This window comes from Aeromonas sp. CU5 (assembly GCF_002586745.1).
Classification (GTDB): Bacteria; Pseudomonadota; Gammaproteobacteria; order Enterobacterales; family Aeromonadaceae; genus Aeromonas; species Aeromonas sobria.
On the sequence record NZ_CP023817.1, the window covers coordinates 71,445 to 93,902 of the forward strand.

The following is a 22,458-nucleotide window of genomic DNA, read 5'->3' on the forward strand; positions in this document are numbered from 1 at the left end:
TCAAGGCAGGCGGGTGGTGAATGGGCTAGAGTAGCGGCCATTTGCTGTCCGCCCTGATCCCGAGACCATGCACCAGAACAAGCACCCTTTAAGCTACAACAACCGGTTGGAGCTGCTGGCTCCGGCCAAGAACCTCGCCTACGGTATCGAAGCCATCAACCATGGCGCCGATGCCGTCTACATGGGCGGCCCTGCCTTTGGCGCCCGCAGTGCGGCGGGCAACTCCCTCGAAGATATCGAAGCGCTGGCGCGTCACGCCCACCGTTTCGGTGCCCAGGTCTTTGTTGCCTTCAATACCTTGCTGCACGATCACGAGCTGGAGCAGGCCCAGCGCTTGACCCACCAGATTTACGAAGCCGGTGCCGATGCGCTTATCGTGCAGGATATGGGCTTATTGGCGCTAGATTTGCCTCCCATCGCGCTTCATGCCAGTACCCAGACCGACAACCGTACGCCACAGAAGGTGAAGTTTCTGCAGGATGTGGGCTTCTCTCAGGTGGTGCTGGCGCGCGAATTGTCACTGGCGCAGATCCGCGAGATCAGCGCGGCCACCAATGTGCAGCTGGAGTTCTTTATCCACGGCGCGCTCTGTGTCTCCTACAGCGGCCAGTGCAACATCAGCCACGCCCGTACCGGCCGCAGCGCCAACCGTGGTGAATGTGCCCAGCTCTGCCGTCTGCCCTGCTCGTTGCAAAAGCCGGATGGTGAAGTACTGGTGGCCGACAGCCACCTGCTGTCACTCAAGGACATGGACCAAACCGACAATCTGGAGGCGCTGGTTGCGGCAGGCATTCGCTCGTTCAAGATTGAAGGGCGCCTCAAGGGGCTCGACTACGTCAAGAACGTCACCGCCTGGTATCGCAAAAAGCTCGACGCTATTCTCGACAGTCGCAGCGATCTGGTGGCCGCTTCGGCGGGTCGTTGCAGCTACAGCTTCGAGCCGGATCCGAAAAAGAGCTTCAACCGTGGCTCTACCGACTACTTCCTCAATGGCCGCCAGCAGGGGATCGACTCCACCAAGAGCCCGAAATATGTGGGTGAGCCGCTGGGGCGCGTTACCAAGGTGACCAAGGATGGCATCGAGATCGACGGCAAGCAGGTCACCCTCAACAACGGCGACGGTCTGGGCTTCTTCAAGCCGAACAACGAGCTGGTGGGGATGCGCCTCAACAAAGTCGAGGGCAAGCAGTTACTTCTCTCCGAGCGTATGCCGGGGCTGAAGGTTGGCACCGAGCTCTACCGAAACCATGATCAGGCGTTCAGCAAGATGCTGGAGAAGGCGAGCGCGGATCGCCGCATCCGGATCGATATGCAACTTGGTGAGTGCGACGAAGGGATCCGGCTCGATCTCACCGATGAGCAGGGCATCAGCGCCGCGGTGACCCTGCCGTGCGACAAGCAGCCGGCCGACAATCCGGAGCGGGCGCTGCAACAGGCGCGCGACCAGCTTGGCAAACTCGGCAATACCCTGTTTGTGGCACGCAAGATTGAGTTGGCATTCACTTACCCGCTATTCATCGCTGCATCACAGCTCAACGGGCTGCGCCGGGATGGCATCGCTGCGCTGGAGGCGGCGCGGGTGGCCAGCTACCAGCGCCCCGAGCGCCGCATCGCTCTGCGGGATATCAGCTATCCCCAGCACCGCCTCTCCTACCTTGGCAATGTGCTTAACAGCGCGGCCGAGCAGTTCTTCCGCGAGCATGGGGTCGAGCGCATCGCCCCCGCCTATGAGGCGAACAAGGAGGAGGGGGAAGTGGTGCTGATGATCACCAAGCACTGCATCCGTTACAGCCAGAACCTCTGCCCGAAAGAGGTTCCCGGTCTCAAGGCCGAGCCGCTGGAGCTCAAGATGGGTAAAGACACCTTCCGCCTGCGTTTTGACTGCAACCGCTGTGAAATGCAGGTGATGGGCAGCCTGAAACGCTGATCCAATTGCCCCTTTCTCCGTCCGGAAAAGGGGCAATTTTTTACCGCAGGCTCTCTGCCCTCACTCCTTTAATTGCCCCCCTCCAGCGCCAGCAGCGCCTGTTTAATCTCCAATCCCCCCGCATAGCCGGTCAGGCTGCCGTTTTGGCCGATCACCCGATGGCAGGGAACGATGATCGAGAGCGGATTGCGGCCGTTTGCTGCGCCCACTGCCCGTACCGCATCGGGTTTGCCGATGGCGCGGGCAATATCGCTGTAGCTGCGGGTTTCGCCGTAGGGAATATCACACAGCGCTTGCCACACCGCTTGTTGAAAGGCGGTACCACGGGCGGCAAGGGGCAGGGAGAACCGCTGCAAGCGACCAGTAAAATAGGCGTCAAACTCGGCGAGGAAGGGGGCCAACGCCCCATGGTCTTGCTGCCAGCAACTCATATCGGGCAGTGCCCGCAGGCCCGCCACAAAGTCCACGTGTACCAGACCAGATTCATTGATGGCGACCAGCAGATCGCCGCAGCGGGTCGGCAGGATATCGTAGCGGATCATGGGGTTATCTCCTGTGGTTGGTTATCTGGCTGTTGTTCGTTGCCGGTGGCATGGCGCAGCAAATTGGGCGCTTCACTCATGGCGTGCCACAGCCAGCTGGCCGCATAGCTGCGCCACGGCTGCCACGCCGCACTCTGCGCCAACACCTCCTTCACCGGCAGCTTGGTGCCACCTCCGAGCGCCTTTTGCAGCACCAGATCGGAGGCGGGGAAGGCATCGGTGTCCAGCCCGCAGCGCAGCCGCCAGTACGAGACCGTCCAGGGGCCTATGCCCGGTAGCGCCAGCAACTGCTCGTCACTGGCCGTAGTGAGGGTCAGCTCACCGCTGGCCAGTGCTTGTGCTACTCCCCGCAGGGTGCGAATGCGGCTGCCGGGCATGCCGATACCGTCGAGATCGAGCTCGCACAGCTGGGCGGGGGTCGGCAGTTGCGCCACCCCGCATTGCGCCTCGGTGCGGGCTACCAGTCGCCCGAGCAGGGTGATGGCCCCCTTGACCGACACCTGCTGGCCGACGATGGCGCGCAGCATCACCTCGTACTCGTCCCAGCCACCCGGCAGCCGTACGCCGGGCCAGTGCGCCTGCAAACGGGCGAGCAGTGGATCCTGACCGAGCAGATCGCCGATCCGCTGCATATCGGCATCGAGATCCCACATCCGGCGCACCCGATAGAGCAGGTCGGGCAGCGCCGCGAGCGGCAGATCATGGACGGTGAGCTGCAAGCTGTGCCCCTTGCCCTGCGCGATGCGCACCAGTGCGACCTGATCGCCGACCCGGTAGCGCCGCTCATACACCTCACCATCTACCTGCTCCAGACCCGGGATCGCCCGCAGCCGGTAGAACGCCAGCATGGCCGCCACGTCATACGGGGGGCGATAGGGCAGTTGCAGGGTCAGGGTTGCGCCGCGCGGCTCCGAGTGCATGTGTGCTGTCGTGTCATCGTGTGCCTCTTGTTGGCGCAGGGGGCGCGGGGCCAGCCGGTAGGCGTTGAGCCAGGCGTCGTTGAAGCGGCGGATGCTGGCAAAGCCCGCGGCAAACGCGATGTCGGTGATGGGCAGTCGGGTTTCGGTCAGCAGCCGTTTAGCCAGCAGCAGCCGGCGCGTCTGTTCCACCTGTTTTGGCGAGGCGCCAAGGTGCTGCTCGAACTGGCGGCGCAGAGTGCGTTCGCTGATCCCGGCCTCTGCGGCCAGTTCGGCGAGCGTGCCGTCAGCCAGCTCGCCGCGATCGATGCGGGCCAGCAGGCGTGCCAGTTCAGCAGGCAGATCGCCACGGGCGGTGGGGGCCAGCTCCGGGCGGCAGCGCAAACAGGGTCGCAGCCCATACTGCTCGGCAGCTGCGGCGCTTTGGAAGTAGAGCACATTGTGCTCGTGGGGTGGCCGTGCCGGGCAGACTGGCCGGCAGTAGATGCCGGTCGAGAGCACGCCGGTAAAAAAGCGGCCATCGAAGCGGGCATCGCGGGCGAGCCGCGCGGCATGGCACTGTTCGCGGTTGAGGGTGTTGATCACCTCATCCGGTGACGACTCTGGGCTTGGCGTTGCATTCATTGCATGGCGGCTTTGCTTGGGAACATGGCAAAGAGAGTAAGGGGGCGAGGGGGCTGTGACTAGCCAGAAACGGACAGGGATAGCAAAAATCGGTCGCACCCTTTCCTTTCACCTTGTGTGGCTCGGCAGGGCAATTTAGCAGGGCAGCTCGGTAGGTCATGTGCAACACATCTATCGAGTTGGTCGGCTACAGCCACTGCGACAGCATTGCCACCGCGCATCCCCACTGACGAGTACCGCTTTCATCGCCGCGCTCATCAGTGTGTTCCGGATGATATAGTCACTGTCAGGATCCGCATTCAAGGAGCTTGTTGTGAAGAAGATCATCTACATAGTGTTGGGAGTGGCAGTCGCCGCCGTGGTTGCTATAGCTGCCCTGGTCAGCCTGATCGACCCGAATCAATTCAAACCCCAGCTGGCAGAGCAGGTGCGCAACAGCACGGGACGCGAGCTGGTGATGACGGGAGAGATTGGCTGGCGTTTCTGGCCGAGCTTCGGCCTCTCGCTGGAGCAGGTCGCCCTGCGCAATCCGGCCGGTTTTGCCGAGCCGGATCTCGTCCGCTTCGAGCAGGGGGAGGCATCGGTGGCCCTGTTACCACTGCTCTCCCATCGGTTGGAAATCGGCAAGGTGACCTTGAGTGGCGCCCATCTCTTTATCCAGACCAAAGCTGATGGCAGCTCCAATCTGAGTGGGCTGATCAAAGACGCTGCTGCCTCAACAGCGACAGCAACGAGCGAGCCAGCTCAGCCTGCTGCCGCACCGGCTGCGGCTAGCGAGAGTCAGCCCTGGCAGATCAGCTTGCAGGGTGTTGCGCTCTCCCAGGCCAGTGCATTGGTGCAGGACGATCGCCGTGGTACTTCATTGCGGCTAGCGCGTCTCGATCTCGATATCGGGCAGCTGATTACGGGGCAGTGGGTTCCCGTGACCCTGGCCGCCAAGGGGAGTGCCGACAAGCTCGCTTTTGACGTGAAAGGGCAGACCCAAATCAAGCTGGCGCAAGAGGTGATGGCCAGTGAACTGAAAGATCTGGATCTCGGCGGTAGCCTGAGTGCACCAGCCTTGCGGCTCGATAACTTCTCCATCAAGGGAGATCGGCTGGCTTTGGGTGAGTGGAGCAACCTCACTCTGGCGCTCAAAGGGGCCAAAGGCGAGGGCACACAGTCTGCGCTGGCTGGCTCGCTTGAGGGGACACTCAAGGGGCGGCTCGACAAGGAGCTGAAGCTGGCAGAACTCTCCGATGTGCTGCTGACCGCCGCGCTGGAGGGGGATGCGCTGCCGCGCCCGCAGATGAAGCTGAAACTGGCCGGTTTTGCCCGCGCAGAACTCGACAAGCAGCTGATCACCCTGAGCAAGCTGGTGATGAGTGCCGATGAGGCATTGCTGAGTGGTGATGGAACCGTGCAGCTTGGTGCTGTTCCCGCGATCACCTTTGATCTCCATGGGGATAAGCTGGATCTCGACAGCTGGCTCGCCAAGCCGACTCCGGCCACGACCGCACAGCCGAAAGAGGCCAAACCGGCGGCCAATGCCCCCAACGCCGCGGCAAGTGGCAATAAAGCGGCAACTGGCAAGAGCGAAGCTCTGTCCGCAGTCGAACCTGATCTGAGTGCGCTCAAAGGTGTGGATCTGGATGGTCGCTTGCAACTCGGCAGCCTGCGCCTGAAAGGGCTGGATCTCGGTGCTGTCGATCTGCAGGTGGCTCTGGCCAAGGGACTGCTGACGCTCAAACAGTTCAGCGCGACCGTGGCTGGCGGTCAGGTAAACGCGAACGGGGTACTCGACGCGCGCCAGCAGCCCGCCACCTACAAGGTGCACAAGCAGGTGGCCGGAGTGAACATTCGTCCCTTACTGCAGATCTTGGCTCACAGCGATCTGCTGGAGGGTAAAGGCGATCTCGATGTGCAGGTGCAGGGACGTGGTCTCTCCGCGCTGGCGCTGCGCAACCAGATGCAGGGCAAGGTCACATTGAAGTTGAGCGATGGCGCCCTGCACGGCATCAACCTGCCGGAGATGATCCGTGAAGCGCGGGCTACCCTCACCGGCAAGGGGGCCGAGCAGGTGAAAGAGGCGCGCAAGACCGACTTCAGCGCCCTGACCGCCAGCTTCCAGATTGCCGATGGCATCGCTCGCAGCAAGGATATCCAGCTCTTTGCACCGGCCTTGCGGGTCAAGGGCGAAGGGCAGACGGCGCTGGTGCCACAGACCCTCGACTTCCTGTTTCTCACCTCCATCGTCGAGAGCAGCAAGGGGCAGGGGGGGAAGGATCTGGATGAACTGCAAGAGATCACCATTCCGGTGCGGATTGGTGGCCACTGGCAGGCGCCCAGCTATCAGCTCGACGTGAAGGCGCTGCTTAGCAACAACAAGCTGCTGGAGGAGAAGGCGCGCAAGGAGGCCGAGCGCGGTCTCAAGAAGTTGCTCGGCGACAAGGCCGATAATGATGCCGTCAAAGGGGTGGCCGATCAGCTGCTCAAGGGACTGTTCAAATAGGTGACGGTTCACATGGGCTGGCGGGAGCTGCACCACGGTTTCGACCGGCAGCTCTCTTTCGCCCAGCAGAGCGTGGGTCAGCTGCCGGGCCGTGTCGCCCGTCAGTAAAGAAGCGGCCATCGCGGGCGAGCTGCGCGGCTGAGGGTGTTGATCACCTCATGTGCTGACATCTCTGGGCTTGGCTTGGCATTCATGGCGTGGCGGTTTTGCCGGGATACTTTGCTGGAATAGATGGCAAGAGAGTAAGGGGGGTGACTAACCAGAAACGGACAGGGATAGCAAAAATCGGCCGCACTTTTCTTTTTACCCTCTTTTTTCACTCTCTCTTTTCACGCTTTCGTTTCACTATCCGCCTAACTATCCGTCTCACTTTTATCCATTTGGCGCGGTTCTCTGGCAGGGAAGCGTAGAGCGGATGGGTTGGGGGCACTATTGGCTCAACTTTATTTGTTTGGCGAGATTAGTGGTGGTGCAAGCGGCTTAAAAACTAATAACAGATCACATAATTATCTTTTTGTCGTTGAGTGAGGTGGCGTTGTATTGTTCAATCGAGACAGTTAATTTTTTATGATTATTAAGTTAGCTGTTTCGCGGCCCAAGGCCGACCAATAACAACACTTGCCAAGGATGATAAGTGAGCGACTGTACGGCATGGCCCCATTGCCGGGGCTTTAGTCTGATCGAGTTGCTGATCGCCATGACGGTTGTCAGCATTCTCGCGGCCATCGCGCTGCCTGCGTATCAGGGTTATCTGCAACAGGGACGTCGCTACGACGCGCAGCAGCAACTGCTTGAGCAGGCACTCGCCCTCGAGCGTATTTATACCCAGCAGGGCCGTTATCCCGACAAGTTTGCCACCCCTTCCAACACGGATTTCTACCAATTCAACTACAGCCAGCAAGACGCTGGTGACTACCTGCTCAAAGCCATTCCAACGACGCGACAACAGGATGAGTGCGGCACTCTGACCCTCGATCAGACCGGTTATCGCGCGGCCAATCGTCATGACTGCTGGGGATCATAAGATGAACGTGCGCGGATTTACCCTGATTGAGTTGATGATCACGGTTGGCATTGCCGCCATTTTGCTGCTGGTCGGGGTGCCCTCCATGAGCCAGCGCCTCGCGGCCGAGCGGCTCGATCGCAGTGCGACCGAACTCGCTTCCGCCTACCGTTTTGCCCGCAGCGAAGCGGTCAAGCTGACCCTGCCGGTGGTGCTGCAGGGCACCGAAAACGGTGGCTGGGAGGTGATGGCTGACAGCCAGCTGTTGCGTCAGGCGGCGGCCCCCGGTGGCGGCGTGGTGATCAAGCCGTTTAAGCCCATCCAGATCGCGCCAACCGGCAGCAGCAGTCACGCCGAGATCATCCTGGCCAATCGTATTGGTGATCAGCGGGTGCTCTGCGTGGCCCCGAGCGGTCAGCTGCTGCAAGGGAGCTGCTCATGAGACACGCCGCACTTGCCCGCCAGCAGGGCTTCAATCTGGTGGAGATCATGGTCTCCATGGTGCTGGCGGTGATGGTGTTTCTCGGTCTCGCCAAGGGTCAGGTGGTCTCGTTGCAGCAGGCGCACTACAGCTTGCAGAGCACGCTGGCCACTATCGAGGCGAGCAACAGCGTGGAGCAGATCTGGAGTTCGCTGTGTGAGGTGCAGCGCAAGCCGGAGCGGTTTACCCAGGCCGATTTTCTCAAGCGTTTCACCCTGCAGGATGGCCACCGGCTGGTGCTGCCGAACCGTTACAGCGACAACTTTGTGGTCGCCATCGAGTGGCAGGATGAGCGGGTATCCGGTGCCAAGCGGGTTGAGTTGAACGCAGGATTTCCGCCCCTATGCTGAGCGTCCCTTCCCGACAGCGAGGCGTCAGTCTGGTCGAGCTGATGATCTCCATGGTGCTCGGTCTGATGCTGATGCTGGCGATTTTTGCCGGTTACGCCCCAATCAAGAGCACGGTCGAGCAGAGCAAGGCGCTGGAGCAGGCGAACGAGGTGCTGCGCTTTGCCACCCTCACCTTTACCAACAGCATCAAGCAGGCGGATCAGCTGATTGCCGTCACCCCTGATCGCCTGACGCTGGCCTTCAAGGTAGAGGGGGGCAGCCAGGTGCTCTCCTGCCTTGGCAACCAGAAAACCGCCAATTTTACCGAGCAATACCGCTTCACGCCGCCGGTACTCAGTTGCGATGACGGGGACGGCCCGCGCCTGTTGCTGGCGGATCTTCAGGATCTTGAATTCGGCCAGCAGGGTGCGCTGGTCAATATCCGCATCTTGCCCGAAGGGCTGCCGAGCTATCTGGCACCGGGGGTCGAGGTGCAGGTGGCCCGCCGCAAGGCGGTCTGGGCGGCAGCACTGGCCACATCCGGTGCCAACGCGACAGCAGGGGGAGCGGAATGAACAAGGGATTGCAGGGACAGCGGGGAGCCGTATTGCTGGTAGTGCTGGTGGTGAGCCTGCTGTCGAGTCTGCTGGTGTTTACCAGCATTCAGGAGAACCAGTTGCAGACTCGCCTGAGCGGCAATTTTCACAAGAAGATCAATGCGCAGCTCAGTGCCGAGCAGGGGATGAACGAGAGCTATCGCTCCCTGCATCAGGCGCTCGGCGCCGAGCCGCGGATCGAGTGGGAGCAACTGGTGCAGAAGGTGCCGGGCAAGGGGGAAGGGGCCATGGCGGGTAGCCGCTTCAGCATCGACCGGCTGGATGCCTCCGCAGGCAGCAAACTGGCGTTGCAGAGCAATGGCCGCTATCTGGAGGGCAATGCCAGCCTCAACGCGCTGTTTGCCCTCAAGCGTGAGCCGGGCAATCTGATCTTTCAGGATTCGGTGGTGGTGTGCGAAGGGTTGAGCCTCTCCGGCAGCGGTTTTATCGACAGCTATGATTCGCGCAAGGGCAAATATGGCGGCAGCAACATCAACCAGAATGCCAAGGTGGCGACCGTCAGTGACAAGGCCAATGTGGTGCTCGACGGCAATTCGCCAATTTGGGGCGATGTGCGGGCGACCGGGGCCGTGACCCTAAACGGCTCCTCACCCATCTCCGGCAACGTGAATGCCGGGAGCGACGTCATTATCTCCCCCTCGTCGGACAAGATTGTCCGGGTCTCCGGCAATGTGAAAGGGGGCGGCAGTTTGACTCTGAAAGGGGGACGTATCGGTGGCCAGGTGGCGGTCAATGGCAATGTCTCCATGGATTGGGGCACCAGTATCGACAGCGGCAAGCTCAGTTATGGCGGCGCGGGCAGTTTCAACGATCAGGCGAACCAGAAGTATCTGGATCCCCAATACCGCACCCACCCCCAGCTGCCACCGGTGGCCGGGCAGGTGTGTGATCCGCTCAATGTGGCAGCGCTGGCCAAATCATTCCCCCCTGCAACGCTGCCCATCAATGGCCCGCTGACGCTGGGGGCGACCCAGCAGATGGTGCTGACGACGGATCCCGCCACCGGCTCGGTCACCAGCAGCAACCAGAACAAGCCCGGGCTGCCGCTGCCCGGCAAGGGGGAGCTGTTTGGCAAGGAGCAGATCGTTTACAAGCTCGACAGCCTTAATATGGGGTCGGACGCCAAGCTCACCATCAAGGGGGATGTGGTGCTGCTGATCGGCAAGGATTTCACCATGGGTGGCAGCAACCAGTTGACGGTCGCGCCCGGCAGCAGCCTGACCCTGATCGTCAGCGGCAAGATCGATCTCGGGGCCGGAGCAGAGGTCACGGCAGCCAAACAGGGACTGACCCCTGCAGGTAATCCGGCGATTTCCATCTATTCGGCATACAGCGGCAAGGATGGGGTCAAGCTGTCGGGCAATACGCCGCTCTATGCCGCCCTCTATGCCCCCTCACCGAGATGAAGATCAGCGGTAGCGGCGGTCTGTACGGGGCGGTGCGAGCCAAGCATTTGACCGAGAGCGGAGCGGGCGGGGTGCACTATGACGAGGCGCTGGGCATGGCGGATATGGGGGACGATCAGGGGCCACCCCCGACACTGGCACTGCGTCAGTGGCACTTTGTCCAGTGAGGCTGACGAGGCGCTAACAAGGATCGAACGGGGCGACCGACTGTCTACGATAGCAGAGCTATCGGTGTCGCCTGCAGCAAGGATATCCCGCTCTTTGAGCCCGCCTTGCGGGTCAACGGCGAGGGGTAGACGGCACTGGTGCCGGCTCAATGTGAGTCACGGTTCAAATGATGTGGCGGGAACGGCGCCAAGGCCGTTAGCGGTTGACCGGATGTCAGTGCCATTGAAAAATGGCGCTGACATTTTTTCTTGGGGTGACGCGCGCTATTGCGCCGTCGCCACCCATTGCCCCTCCCAATCCGGAGCCATGCCGAGTTGAACCCATGCGCCTGATCCTGCTGCTCTGCTCCCTGATCTGCTACGGCAGAGCCTATCCCGTGCTGGCCGGGCCGCTGGCGGATCGTCTGGCTGGCGAGCTGGCCAGACAGACTCCCGAACAGGCGCTGCCTCTTGACGAGGTGCAGCGGCTCGACCGCCGCCTGATTGCTCCCGACTCCCTTCATCCCGGCTGGCAGCGCTACCCGTTGCGCCAGTTGCAGGCCATCTATCGCTATCAGCAGGAGTGCGGGGCAGATAACGCCTTGCCCGCCGAGTGGTTGCCGCTGCTGCGGGCGCTTTGCCAAGAGGGGCCTATGCCCTCCGCCAGCTGGTTTGCCGCTCACCCCATCTATCCGCTGGGCGGCTCCAGCGCCGCCCGCTGGCTGGCTCGCCATCCGGCGGCTGGGTTCGACGATCTGCTCCATGTGCGGGAGCGGCATGATCAGTTGGGGCGGCTTGGGGATCTTGATGATGACAACCTCGACGCCCTGCTGCGGGGGGAGCGCTGGCTGCTGCAATCCGGCCAGCTCTGGCTGCTTGTCGATGGGCAGTGGCGTCGCTATGGCGCCGGGCGGTGGCAACCGCTGGCCGAGCGGCTCGGCCTGATGCTGGATAGCCGGGTCGATGGCCCCTGTCAGGAGCGGGTCGGCGCGCTCTGCATCAACGAGCGCCCCACGCTGCATTGGCAGTGGCTGGCGCTGGCCAGCTCTCTTGGTTTTATCCTGCTGCTGGGGTGGGCCAGCTGGCAGCGCTGGCGCCTGCTGCGGGAGCGGCGCGTCGCGTTGCAGATGCTGACTCATGAGCTGCGCACCCCCATCATGGCGCTCTCCGGCATCAGCGAGGAGCTGCGCCACGACTTCTATCGGCTGCCCCCTTCCGCCCAGCAGAGCGTGGGTCAACTGCTGGGCAGTGTCGCCCGTCTGCATCAGCTGGCGCAGGCCAGTCACCACTATCTGGCAGCAGAGACCCTCGAGGATGAGCGGGTGGCGGTCAGTCTGGCCGAGTGGCTCACCCTGGCCTGCGAGCGGCATGGCGCAACCTTCTGCCTTGAGCGGGAGTTGACTCTGGCGCTCCCCTTCTACTGGCTCGATCTCGCCCTCGACAATCTGCTGCGCAATGCCAGCCAGCATGGCCGCGCACCGGTTCGGATCTGTGCCAGCTGGCAGGCGGGGCGCTTGATTCTCGCCGTTAGCGATGGCGGCGAGTTGCCGAGTTACCGGCTCGCCACCCTGCTGCGTCGTGGTGCCAGTGCCGATGGTCTGGGGTTGGGGCTTACCATCGTGCGCCATCTGCTGCGCCGTCTTGGCGGGCGCCTCGCCCTATCCGGCCCGCCCACCACCTTCACCCTGACGCTGCCCTGCCAACTCTGGAGCGACACCGAATCATGAAGACCATCCTGCTTGTCGAAGACGAGGCGTTGCTGGCGGAGAACCTGCAACGCTATCTGACCCGCGAGGGGTATCGCTGCCTCTGGTGCGACACCCTAGCTGCGGCGGAGCAGCAGTGGCTGGCGGCGGATCTGGTGCTGCTGGATCGCACCATGCCGGAGGGGGATGCCCTCAACTGGCTGCCCCAGTGGCTGGCCCGCAAGGCGCTGCCGGTGATCGTGCTGACCGCCCGGGTGGAGGTGAGCGATCGGGTGGCCGGACTCGATGCGGGGGCGCGCGACTACCTGACCAAGCCCTTCTCCCACGACGAGCTGCTGGCGCGGATCCGGGCCCAGCTGCGCCAGCTGGGGGATGGCACTCAGGCGGTGGGCGGCTTGCAGCTTCATCCCGCCCGGATGCAGGCGAGTTGGCAGGATGCGGAGGTGAGCTTCACCCCCACCGAGTTTGCCCTGCTCACCCTGCTGGTGCGAATGGCGGGGCGGGTGCTTAGTCGGGAGGAGATCCTCAACCGGGTGTGGGGCTATCAGGCGTTTCCTTCCACCCGCACCGTCGATACCCATATTCTGCAACTGCGCCAGAAGCTGCCCGGGTTGGCCATCGAGACGGTGCGTGGCATCGGCTACCGGCTGGAGGTGACAGCGTGAAGCGCACAACGCTGGCTGCGCTGCTGTTGGTTCTGGGGGTTGGCCTTATAAATGTAAGCAGCGTGATGGCAACGGAGAATAGTGCGATAACAGCACACGTCGACCCGCTGCAACCGGCCACCCTGGCGCTGTTGCAGGGGGATAACCGGCACGCCTGGCAATCTTTGCAGCAGGCATGGCCTGCGCTTAACAGCGATGCCGAGCGCCGTAGCTGGCAGGGGATGCTGGCTGCGCTGAGTGCCCAGCACTGCGGCAAGGATTTCCCGCTCACTCTGCCTGATGGGGTGAGCGAATTGACGCTTGAGCTGATCCAGCGCGATGCGCCGCTGCTGCGGGACTATCGGGTTCAGCTGACCGGGGAGGGGGCCATCACCGCCGCGGAACTTATCGATCCTGCTGGCCACAACCGGCTGGCAGGCGCCCAGTGGGAGGCGGAAGATAACTCCGGAGTCAGGGTCGTGGGGGCGGATCTGCCGACGCCTTTACCAGCCGGACTTTATCAACTGCGGCTGGCGGTGGCGGGCAAGGAGTGGCAGATGGCGTTGCCGCTGCCTGCGGTGCAGGATCTGGACTGGCTCTCCCGCTCGCCGCAGGCGGTAGCCAATCCCCCCGCCAATCCCGCTTCCTGTACGCCGATCTGGCTCGAGCAGGCGGTGCTGGCCCGCCCGCAATACTCACTGCTCTGGTGGCACCGGATTGCGCCTGATGAGCCGGTGAAGTGGCCAGCCGTTACCCCCGACAGCTGGCGTACCCTCTCGCTGGTGCAGACCAGCCAGCGTGGCCAGCTGGTGTTGCAGCTAAGCCACAGTCAGGCGGGGCCAGTGGACTAATGGACGTCGTGATGGTCAGGTGCACGCAATCCTGACATTGGCCTGACAATCGCAGGCTGCCGATCTGCTGAAATGGCGATTCCCGTGTCTTATCAGGAATCACCGACCATGACTTTTCCCCCTGAATTAGCGAGCCGGATCCGCCCGCTGCTGCTGTTGGCGCCGCTGTTCTCCCTGCTCTCACTGCCTGCGGAGGCGCTGACCCTGGCCAACGAGCAGTGGCGCATCGAGCTGGATCCCGCGACTCTGGCGGCCGAGGCTATCCTGCCATCAGGCCAGCACCTTGCTATCTCTTCCCCCGGTCCGCGCCAACCGGTCACTGCCCTGCAGCAGGAGGGGGAGCGCGCCAGCTGGCTGATCCGTGCCGATGGCGAGGTGCGGGCCTTGGCTCGCCTTGAGGGCAACCGTCTGATCCTCACCCTGAGCCGTGCGAGTGCTGGCGAGCTGGTGTGGCCGCGGGTGCCAGCAGGGGCACAAGCGCTGATGTTGCCGATCCACGAGGGCTTTCGCATTCCGGCTACTCACATTGCGTGGCGCAAGGCGCTGGTTGAGGAGTATCAGGGAAGCAACACCACGGATAATCTGACCCTGCCGCTGGTTGGGCTGGATCATGGGGATCAACAGTTGGCGATCCTCTTTGCCAACCCTTTCAACAACCGGCTCACCTTCACGCCAAGGCAAGATGGCATTGCCTTCACGGCGACCCACAGCGTCAACCGCCTCAATCTGGCTGACCCCTATGAGGTGGCGGTGTCGCTGCAACCGGGCAATGACTGGCTGGCGGCGGCCAAGGCCTATCGCTGCTGGTTGCAGGCACGGGGCGAGCTGGTCTCGCTCGAGAGCAAGCTGGCGGCGGTACCGGATGGCAAGCGGCTGATCGGCGCCTCTCACCTCTATCTCTGGGGCGAGCGACTGCTGGTGCCACAGGATGTGAAAAGCTGGCCCGCGCTGCGCCGTCTGATCCCCGCCGACTGGCTCAAAGGGGAGGTGAAGGCCGCGCTGCAAGCTGCGGATCTCGAGCGCAACCGCTATCTGCAAAACCGGGTGCTGGCCGGGGTGGAACAGGCGTTGGCGGTGCGCCATCCGGGTCAGCAACCGGCCGATTTCACTGCCCGGCGCGCACTGGCGGCCAGGCAACTGGGGGCTGCGCTCAACGAGCCGCAAAGCTGGGGCGATGGCAGCTCGGCCAAGATAATCGCCGCTCTCAAGCAGGCTGGACTACCAAAACTCTGGCTGGGGCTGCCCCAGTGGACCGCCGGTTTTGCTGCGCCAGAGGGGATTGAACTTGCCAAAGCGGCGGGCTATCTCATCGCACCTTACGACTCCTACGATACCGCGCTGCCGGAGGGGAATCGTCAGCAGAGCTGGCTCACCGCCCAGATGGGGCAGGATATCTACCTGCGCTGCGGCATCATGCAGGAGAACGGACGGCGCAAGAGCGGCTTTCAAAACCGCGGCGTCTACACCAATCAGGCCTGCGTGCGCCCGGTGATGGAGCAGCGAGTGCCCAAATTGCAGCAGGCGAGTCACTACAACAGCTGGTTCCTCGATGTGGCGGCGACCGGCATGGTGTTTGACGACTTCGACCCGGCCAAGTCGACCACTCAGGCGCAGGATGCGCAAAACCGGATGGCCGGGATGGCGTGGATTGCCAAGAGTCAGGGTGTGCTGGTGGGCTCCGAGGAGGGCGGCGCGGTAGCCAACCGCACCGCGGCCTTTGCCCACGGCCCCCAGACCAGCGGCTTTGGCTGGCAGGATCCCGATATGCGCCGCAACAAGCGCTCCCCCTACTATCTGGGGGCCTGGTATCCCGAGTTTCAGCCCGATTACTTCTTTCGCCAGAGCCGCCTCAAGCCCGGGTATCAGGCGCTCTACTTCGATCCGGCGCTGCGGCTGCCGCTGTTCCAGAGCGTCTTTCACGACAGCATAGTGACCACCCACCACTGGACGATGGACAGCCTCAAGTTCAAGGAGAGCCGTCAGGTCACCGAGCTGTTGCAGCAGCTCTACAACGTGCCGCCCCTGCTCAACCTCAGTCTGGATAGTGTCAGTGCACGCATTCCCTACCTCAAGGGGCTCGATGCCTTCTTCCGCCCGCTACACCAACGGCTCTACAACCAGCCGCTCACCGGTTTTCGCTGGCTCGACAAGAAGGGAGAGGTGCAGCAGAGCGAATTTGCCGATGGCACCCGGCTGATAGCCAACTTCGGCCCGGCCACCGAGTTGGCAGGGATAAAACTGACCGCTCATAGCGTGCTGGCACTGCTACCCGATGGCACGCAGCTGCAGTTTGTTTCGCAAGCTGATGGCGCCCGTTAATCCGGGATCCTGGCTGTTATTTACTCAGAGGATGATGTGGCATAACTTTTCATGTATAGATGAAGATTCCGATAAATGAACAAGAGGTAGTTCTGATGATTGAAAGTGAAGTGATTAGGGAGATAAACCATCCGGCGTGGTCGCTGGTCTGGCAGATCTATGGGGAGAGTTTTCCCCGCTACGAGCAGCGCCAGTCACAGCATCAGTCGCAGAAGATGCGGGATCCTCGCTATCACTGCCAGATCTTTTATCAGGACGGCCAGCTGCTCGGCTTCATCTTCTGGTGGGCCTGCGGTGAGCAGATCTATATCGAACATCTGGCCATCAACCCGGCGCTGCGTGGCCGCAACTACGGCAGCCGTCTGCTGGCCGAATTTTGCGAACGGGCGGGAAAAACCGTCATTCTCGAGATCGATCCGCCAGAGGATGAGATTGCCATTCGCCGCTTGCGTTTCTATCAGGGGTTGGGCTTTTGCCTCAACGATTATGCTCATGTGCACCCGCCCTATCAGCCCGACTATCAAGGTCATGCGCTAAGGGTGTTGAGCTACCCAAATCCCATCAACCCCGCTGAGTACCAGCAGTTCAACCGGATGCTGGTGGCGTGGGTGATGGATCATGGCGTGACTGCCTGACCGGCATCCTGGCTTGCCCGCTATCGGCTAGTATCGGAGACCGGCAACCAGGGTGAAGAACAAGGAGGTTCAATGAACAGGAATGTGCTGATCACGGGTGGCAGCCGGGGGATTGGGGCAGCCACAGCCCGCCATCTGGCGGGGCAGGGTTATCACCTCTGCATCAACTATCGGCGTGATCGGCAGGCTGCCGAGGCGCTGGTGGCGCAGATCCGGGCCCGCTATCCAGTCGCCTGCATAGCGGTGCAGGCAGATATCAGCGTCGAGGCCGAGGTGGTGCGCCTGTTCGAGGAGATGGACGCGCGGCTCGGGGTGATCACCCATCTGGTCAACAACGCCGGCATCTTGCAGCCCCAGATGAAGGTGCTGGAGATGAGCGCCGAGCGCATCAACAAGACACTGACCACCAATGTGACCGGCTATTTTCTCTGCTGCCGTGAGGCGGTGCGCCGCATGACGGTGGGCTGCGCCATCGTCAACGTCTCCTCGGCCGCCGCTCGCCTCGGCTCGGCGGGTGAATACGTGGACTATGCCGCCTCCAAGGGGGCCATAGACGTGCTGACCAAAGGCTTGTCGCTGGAGGTGGCGGCGCAAGGGATCCGGGTTAACGGGGTGCGTCCGGGTTTTATCTACACGGAGATGCATGCCGACGGCGGTGAACCCGACCGGGTGGAGAGGGTGAAAAACCAGATCCCGCTGCAGCGGGGCGGTCAACCAGCCGAGGTGGCCGCCGCCATTGCCTGGCTGCTGTCGGATGAAGCCTCCTACGCCACCGGCACCTTTATCGATCTTGCCGGAGGGCGATAAGCATCTGGTGCAGACTTGGTTGAGGGGGGCGGAATTAATCCGCCCCCAAACCAAGATTATTCGTAGACGGCAGTGGCCGTCAGTAACTGGTCGGCAAAGGTGAATATTTCATCGATTGAGCCGATGGGATGCCGGGTTTCTTTTTTATCGGCATCAAATAATCCAAGATATTTCTGCTTCGAATTGAAATGTAACCGGCAAAGCGGCTTGCGGTTATTATCGTCGAGCAGGATGCCAAAATAGCTCTGGGTGTCTCTTGCCGCGATCCTGGTTACATCAAATTGTTGTCTCAGGATAGCTTTGACGACGTTGAAGCCTTCTACTTCCTCAATGCTGGTATCTATCTTCGATTTTTCTTCATTATTCGTCTCAGGCTCATTGTTATCGCTTGATGTGGCACTATCAAATGCAGGTTGAATGGCCGAGGCACTGACACTGCTACCAATCGCAGATTTCAATCTGGCATTGATGCTGTCATTGAGGAATTGGCTAAGAGCCTTCTTGGTGATATCGGTAAAGGACTGTTTTACCCTTGCGGTAAGTACGCCGTCATAGATCCGGGATGCAAAGAACTTAACAAAATCCTCTTCTGGCGAGCCAAACTGCTCGGCTAGCAGTCTCTTGATCTGGCTGAGATATTTTAGCTCTCCTGCTGCATCGACCACAGATTCCACATCGAAGGAGGTCTTCGTCAGCTTCAATACCTCAGGCACTATGTGTTCATCGATATCTTCCAGATCCAGCGTTAAAAATGGTTTTTCATCCATTTTGTTTGGCGCATCAAGATCGGTATAGAACTCATATTGTGCACCATTGGTCAGAATGCCGATCCGAGCATTGGTGACTGAAAAATAGCGAAAGAGTTGACCCGAGTGCTTGGCTGACAGCTTTTCACTATATTTTTTGCACTCAACCAGTATTTGCACCTGTCCATCTTTGAGAATGGCGTAGTCAACTTTCTCCCCTTTTTTGATTCCCGTATCTGCGGTGAATTCCGGAATCACTTCCGTGGGATCAAACACATCATAACCGAGTACACGGTTGAGAAATGGCATGACAAACGCGTTCTTGGTTGCTTCTTCAGTGGTGATCATCGATGACTGTTGAGCAATCTTTTTGGCGAGACTCTGTAGCTGTTCTGAAAAATCCATTTTTTCCTCTCTGCATGGAGACTGGGGCTGGCACTGTTGAGTCGATATTCATCCCCGTCATATCGGGGCAGAAACAGGGTGATGACATAGACACAGGTTATCTCTGCTTATATTCAGCAAAGTGCCATACGATGCCAAGGTTGGCATGCCTGAAACAGGATCCAGCTCACCGCTATTGAGTGTTATATGAAAGAAAACTGGGCCAGGGGCTGACATTCATATTGAAAAGGGGCGCTGAAGTGCCCCTTTTCATTGCTACGGCCAAGCCTTGCTTCACTCCGCTAACAGCCGTTGCCAGACCGCCAGCACATGGCCGCGCTCGGGCAGCAGCTGGTCGTCACCCACCTTGCGGGAGATCTCCGAGAGGTTGAGGCGATGGCCCCGGTTGCGGATCTCCAGATAGGCCTGTTTCAGCCCCTCCGCCTGCTCCAGGGTGAGCACCCCCGCCATGACGCACTCATCGAAGATGCGCACGTTATCGGACCAGCGGGTGAGGGCATCGGGCTCGCCGCAGGCGTGGGCCAGCACCAGATACTGGGCGATAAACTCGATATCCACCATGCCGCCGGGGGACTGCTTGAGGTCGAACTCGCCAGCCCCCGCTTTCAGCAGGTGATCCCGCATCTTGTGGCGCATCTCGCGCACCTCGCGGGCCAGGGTCGGCAGCTCCCGCTCCTTGGCCAGCACATCGCGGCGGATACGGGAAAATTCGGCAACGATGGCATCGTCGCCATAGATGGGGCGGGCCCGCACCAGCGCCTGATGCTCCCAGGTCCACGCCTCGTTTTGCTGATACAACTCGTAGGCCGACAGCGACGACACCAGCAGGCCGGAGTCGCCGGAGGGACGCAGCCGCATATCGATCTCGTAGAGGATACCGGAGGGGGTGCGGGTGCTGAACAGGTGCAGGATCCGCTGGGCCAGACGCAGGTAGAACTGGCGGCTGTCGATGGGCTTGCGGCCGTCGGTGTAGCTGTTGGGGTCGCCACCGTGCAGGAATACCAGATCGAGATCCGAGCCGTAGCCCAGCTCGATGCCGCCCAGCTTGCCATAGGCCACCACCGCGAAACCGCGCTGGCCGCTCACCGCCACCTCGGGCGGTACCCCGTAGCGTTCGCTCATCTGGGCCCAGGCCTGATTGACCACCTCCTCGGTGATCGCCTCCGCCAGCCAGGTGAGGTGGTCGCTCACCTTCATCAGCGGCAGGGCGCCGGCGATGTCGGCCGCCACGATGCGCAGCAGCTGCACCTGCTTGAACTGGCGCAGCGCCTCCATCTGCTGCTCCACATCCTCTTCGGGGATGCGCAGCAGGAACTGGCGCAGCTGGGGCTTGTACTGATCGAGCGGGGTGGGGTGATAGAGGTGCTGGGGATCGAGCAGCTCATCCAGCAGGATGGGGTAGCGGGCCAGCTGTTCGCTCACCAGATGGCTGGCGTCACACAGCCGCACCAGTTGGCGCAATGCAGCCGGGTTTTCCGCCAGCAGTTGCAGATAGGCGCTGCGGGTGAAGATGCGGGTCAGCAGTTCGCAGACCCGCTCGAACAGGCGGGCGGGTTGCTCACTGGCGACCACCAGTCGCAGCAGCTCCGGCATCAGCCAGTCCAGCGCGATGCGCCCCTGCGGGCCCACCTGACGGCGCTTGTACTCTTCTTTGAAGCGCAGCAGGGCGGCGCAGAGCGGGGCGGACTCGGCCACCCCCTGTGCGGTCAGCAGCTTTTCCAGCTCGGCGGCATCGAGCTCGGTACGCCACAGATCGAGCCAGAGCTGCTCCAGATGGGCGGGGGCCTCTTTTTCTTCCCCCACCACGGCGGCGAACTCCTGATGGACGGCCGCCATCTCCTCATCCAGATGAGCCATAAAGGCGCCCCAGTCGGCAAAACCCAGAGCCGCGATCAGCCGCTGGCGATCCCGCTCCTCGGTGGGCAGGGTCTGGGTCTGTTGATCGCCGATCTCCTGCAGGATGTTCTCCACCCGGCGCAGGAAGCGATAGGCCGCCAGCAGGCGGTCGCAATGGGCGGATTCGAGGGCGCCGCAATGGGCGATGGCGGCCAGCGCCTCCGGCAGGTGGCGCACCCGCAGCGCCGGTTCGCGCCCGCCGCGAATGAGCTGCAGCGCCTGGGCGATAAACTCTACCTCGCGAATGCCACCGGCGCCCAGCTTGATGTTGCCCTCCAGCCCCTTGCGGCGCACCTCGGCGGCGATCATCGCCTTCATCTGGCGCAGGCCGTCGATAACGCCGAAGTCGATATAGCGGCGAAACACGAAGGGGCGCAGCATTTCGGCCAGCTCCACTGCGTGCTCGCACTGGGGCCCCAGCACCCGCGCCTTGACCATGGCGTAGCGCTCCCAGTTGCGGCCGTGGTGCTGGTAGTAATCCTCCATGGCGGCAAAGGAGATGGCGAGCGGCCCCGCATCGCCAAAGGGGCGTAAGCGCATATCGACCCGGAACACCTGACCATCCTGAGTGGGCTGGTGGAGGGCGTTGATGATGCGCTGGCCCAGCTTGATAAAGAAGGGCTGGTTGGCCAGCTCGCGCCGTCCGCCGACCGTGTAGCCGTTCTCGGGGAAGGTGAAGATAAGGTCGATGTCCGATGAGAAGTTGAGCTCGCCACCGCCGAGCTTGCCCATGCCGAGAATGAGCAGCGGCTGCGGGTTGCCGTCGCCATCCATCGGGGTGCCCAGCTCGCTGCACTGTTTGGCGTAGAGCCAGTCGCGGGCAGAGCAGATGAGGGCATCCGCCAGCTTGGTGAGGTGGATAAAGCTCTCTTCCACCGCGGAATGGCCCAGCAGCTCGCGCCAGGCGATCACCAGCATGCGGCTGCGGCGGAACTGGCGCAGGATGCGCTTGAGCGCCTCTTCATCACTCACCTCGGCGAGCAGGGCGGTCAAATCCTGCTGGTAGGCGGGCCAGCGTTCGGCCTGCTGGAGATCCCCGGAGGCGAGGATCTGGGTCAGCAGCTCGGGCTGCTTGAAGAGGGAGTCGGCGACAAAATCGGAGAGGCCAAGCAGGGTCAGCAGGGTGTGGCGAACCGATTCGGGCAGGTCGCCATAGTCGGGTGCCAGCTCGACCAGCCGCTGCCACTGGCGTTCGGCCTGATCTTGCAGCAAGGGCGGGAAAGCGGTGATAGATGGGGAGATTGATGCGGAGATTGATGCTGAGGGAGAAGCAAAATGCTGGGCCACGGTTGCCGTCCTTGTGGTTCACGACAGGTGGTTAACGACACGGGGTTAACGAAACTGCCGGTTCAAAATGGTGGCTGCCAATCTAGCACTGTCAGGCCCCCGCGTCACAGCGCAGGGGCGAGAAGCATGATCTGGCGGGAATTATCAGCGGTCAGTCATTCAGGTGCGCTGGTAGATGGCGGGGTTGTAGATCTCCATCAGACTGTCCGGGTTGGCGGGCGGCGCAAAGCCAAAACCGGCATAGAGGCCGTGGGCATCGGAGGTGGCGAGGGTGAGACGCCGCAATCCCTGCAGCTCGGGATGGTCGACAATGGCCGCCATCAGCGCCTTGCTGTAGCCGCGGCCGCGATACTCAGGCAGCACAAACACATCGGCCAGATAGCCGAAGGTGGCTTTGTCGGTGATGACCCGGGCGAAGGCGACCTGCTGACCGTCGACATAGCCGCCAACGCAGAGGGAGTGGTTGATGGCCCGCACCACAGTGCTGTGGGGAATACCCCGGCACCAGTAGGCCTCTTCCGATAAAAAGCGGTGGATCAGCGGCACATCGAGCCGCCCCTTGTCGTCACTGATCTCGAATTGAAACTGCTCTTCTCTGTTCTGCATCCTGGCTCCTTGCTGGATGGTGATGGATATTTTCGGGCTATCGACAGCCATGTTAACAGTTTTGCCTGACGGG

At 61.7% G+C, this 22,458-nt stretch carries 19 protein-coding genes; 14 read left to right on the plus strand and 5 right to left on the minus strand.

The genetic code is table 11. From position 1 onward, the window contains the following. Window positions 1–67 precede the first annotated feature (67 nt). Window positions 68–1,927 carry a U32 family peptidase gene (locus CK911_RS00370; protein ID WP_098968600.1) on the plus strand — a complete coding sequence of 620 codons (1,860 nt, stop codon included), beginning with the start codon at window positions 68–70 and terminating at the stop codon, window positions 1,925–1,927. A gap of 68 nt (window positions 1,928–1,995) precedes the next feature. Here CK911_RS00370 and CK911_RS00375 read toward each other — a convergent pair whose 3' ends face one another. Together CK911_RS00375 and CK911_RS00380 are read right to left on the minus strand one after the other, a co-directional pair. Beyond that, window positions 1,996–2,469: a methylated-DNA--[protein]-cysteine S-methyltransferase gene (locus tag CK911_RS00375; RefSeq protein WP_098968601.1), complete on the minus strand. Its 474-nt coding sequence runs from the start codon at window positions 2,467–2,469 to the stop codon at window positions 1,996–1,998. Then, a complete protein-coding gene (locus CK911_RS00380; RefSeq protein WP_098968602.1) occupies window positions 2,466–4,010 on the minus strand; it encodes a DNA-3-methyladenine glycosylase 2 in 1,545 nt (514 codons plus the stop codon). The genes CK911_RS00375 and CK911_RS00380 overlap by 4 nt, the downstream gene beginning before the upstream one ends. A gap of 313 nt (window positions 4,011–4,323) precedes the next feature. Between CK911_RS00380 and CK911_RS00385 the strand changes: the two genes are divergently transcribed. The 13 genes from CK911_RS00385 to CK911_RS00440 all read left to right on the plus strand — a co-directional run bounded on the left by CK911_RS00385 (window position 4,324) and on the right by CK911_RS00440 (window position 17,445). Then, window positions 4,324–6,501, plus strand: coding sequence for an AsmA family protein (locus CK911_RS00385; protein WP_098968603.1), 2,178 nt, complete (start codon window positions 4,324–4,326; stop codon window positions 6,499–6,501). 634 nt (window positions 6,502–7,135) lie between these two features. Then, window positions 7,136–7,525, plus strand: coding sequence for a type IV pilin protein (locus CK911_RS00390; protein WP_098968604.1), 390 nt, complete (start codon window positions 7,136–7,138; stop codon window positions 7,523–7,525). Between the two features lies 1 nt (window position 7,526). Further along, window positions 7,527–7,946 carry a GspH/FimT family pseudopilin gene (locus CK911_RS00395; RefSeq protein WP_098968605.1) on the plus strand — a complete coding sequence of 140 codons (420 nt, stop codon included), beginning with the start codon at window positions 7,527–7,529 and terminating at the stop codon, window positions 7,944–7,946. After that, entirely contained in the window at window positions 7,943–8,335 is a 393-nt protein-coding gene (locus CK911_RS00400; RefSeq protein WP_098968606.1) for a prepilin-type N-terminal cleavage/methylation domain-containing protein, read from the plus strand. Before CK911_RS00395 ends, CK911_RS00400 begins: the two co-directional genes overlap by 4 nt. Further along, window positions 8,329–8,889, plus strand: coding sequence for a PilW family protein (locus CK911_RS00405; protein ID WP_098968607.1), 561 nt, complete (start codon window positions 8,329–8,331; stop codon window positions 8,887–8,889). The genes CK911_RS00400 and CK911_RS00405 overlap by 7 nt, the downstream gene beginning before the upstream one ends. Next, window positions 8,886–10,337 carry a polymer-forming cytoskeletal protein gene (locus CK911_RS00410; protein ID WP_253860355.1) on the plus strand — a complete coding sequence of 484 codons (1,452 nt, stop codon included), beginning with the start codon at window positions 8,886–8,888 and terminating at the stop codon, window positions 10,335–10,337. Before CK911_RS00405 ends, CK911_RS00410 begins: the two co-directional genes overlap by 4 nt. Continuing rightward, complete coding sequence (locus CK911_RS21450) at window positions 10,334–10,504, plus strand: hypothetical protein (protein ID WP_253860356.1); 171 nt, start codon at window positions 10,334–10,336, stop codon at window positions 10,502–10,504. The genes CK911_RS00410 and CK911_RS21450 overlap by 4 nt, the downstream gene beginning before the upstream one ends. A 323-nt stretch (window positions 10,505–10,827) precedes the next feature. Then, window positions 10,828–12,210 carry a DUF3404 domain-containing protein gene (locus CK911_RS00415; protein WP_098968608.1) on the plus strand — a complete coding sequence of 461 codons (1,383 nt, stop codon included), beginning with the start codon at window positions 10,828–10,830 and terminating at the stop codon, window positions 12,208–12,210. Beyond that, complete coding sequence (locus tag CK911_RS00420) at window positions 12,207–12,854, plus strand: response regulator transcription factor (protein WP_098968609.1); 648 nt, start codon at window positions 12,207–12,209, stop codon at window positions 12,852–12,854. The genes CK911_RS00415 and CK911_RS00420 overlap by 4 nt, the downstream gene beginning before the upstream one ends. Before the next feature lie 65 nt (window positions 12,855–12,919). Next, a complete protein-coding gene (locus tag CK911_RS00425) occupies window positions 12,920–13,684 on the plus strand; it encodes a DUF2861 family protein (RefSeq protein ID WP_253860357.1) in 765 nt (254 codons plus the stop codon). Between the two features lie 108 nt (window positions 13,685–13,792). Next, window positions 13,793–16,003 (plus strand): glycoside hydrolase, encoded by a 2,211-nt coding sequence (locus tag CK911_RS00430; protein ID WP_098968611.1) that lies wholly within the window; start codon window positions 13,793–13,795, stop codon window positions 16,001–16,003. Between the two features lie 95 nt (window positions 16,004–16,098). Further along, window positions 16,099–16,638 carry a GNAT family N-acetyltransferase gene (locus CK911_RS00435; RefSeq protein ID WP_098968612.1) on the plus strand — a complete coding sequence of 180 codons (540 nt, stop codon included), beginning with the start codon at window positions 16,099–16,101 and terminating at the stop codon, window positions 16,636–16,638. A gap of 72 nt (window positions 16,639–16,710) precedes the next feature. Beyond that, window positions 16,711–17,445 (plus strand): SDR family oxidoreductase, encoded by a 735-nt coding sequence (locus CK911_RS00440; RefSeq protein ID WP_098968613.1) that lies wholly within the window; start codon window positions 16,711–16,713, stop codon window positions 17,443–17,445. Window positions 17,446–17,501: 56 nt separating this feature from the next. Here CK911_RS00440 and CK911_RS00445 read toward each other — a convergent pair whose 3' ends face one another. From CK911_RS00445 to CK911_RS00455, 3 genes are all read right to left on the minus strand, one after another. Continuing rightward, window positions 17,502–18,596 (minus strand): type I restriction endonuclease, encoded by a 1,095-nt coding sequence (locus CK911_RS00445; protein WP_042872771.1) that lies wholly within the window; start codon window positions 18,594–18,596, stop codon window positions 17,502–17,504. A gap of 273 nt (window positions 18,597–18,869) precedes the next feature. Beyond that, a complete protein-coding gene (glnE, locus tag CK911_RS00450) occupies window positions 18,870–21,779 on the minus strand; it encodes a bifunctional [glutamate--ammonia ligase]-adenylyl-L-tyrosine phosphorylase/[glutamate--ammonia-ligase] adenylyltransferase (RefSeq protein WP_098968614.1) in 2,910 nt (969 codons plus the stop codon). A gap of 159 nt (window positions 21,780–21,938) precedes the next feature. Further along, window positions 21,939–22,385 carry a GNAT family N-acetyltransferase gene (locus tag CK911_RS00455; protein WP_098968615.1) on the minus strand — a complete coding sequence of 149 codons (447 nt, stop codon included), beginning with the start codon at window positions 22,383–22,385 and terminating at the stop codon, window positions 21,939–21,941. Window positions 22,386–22,458 lie beyond the last annotated feature (73 nt).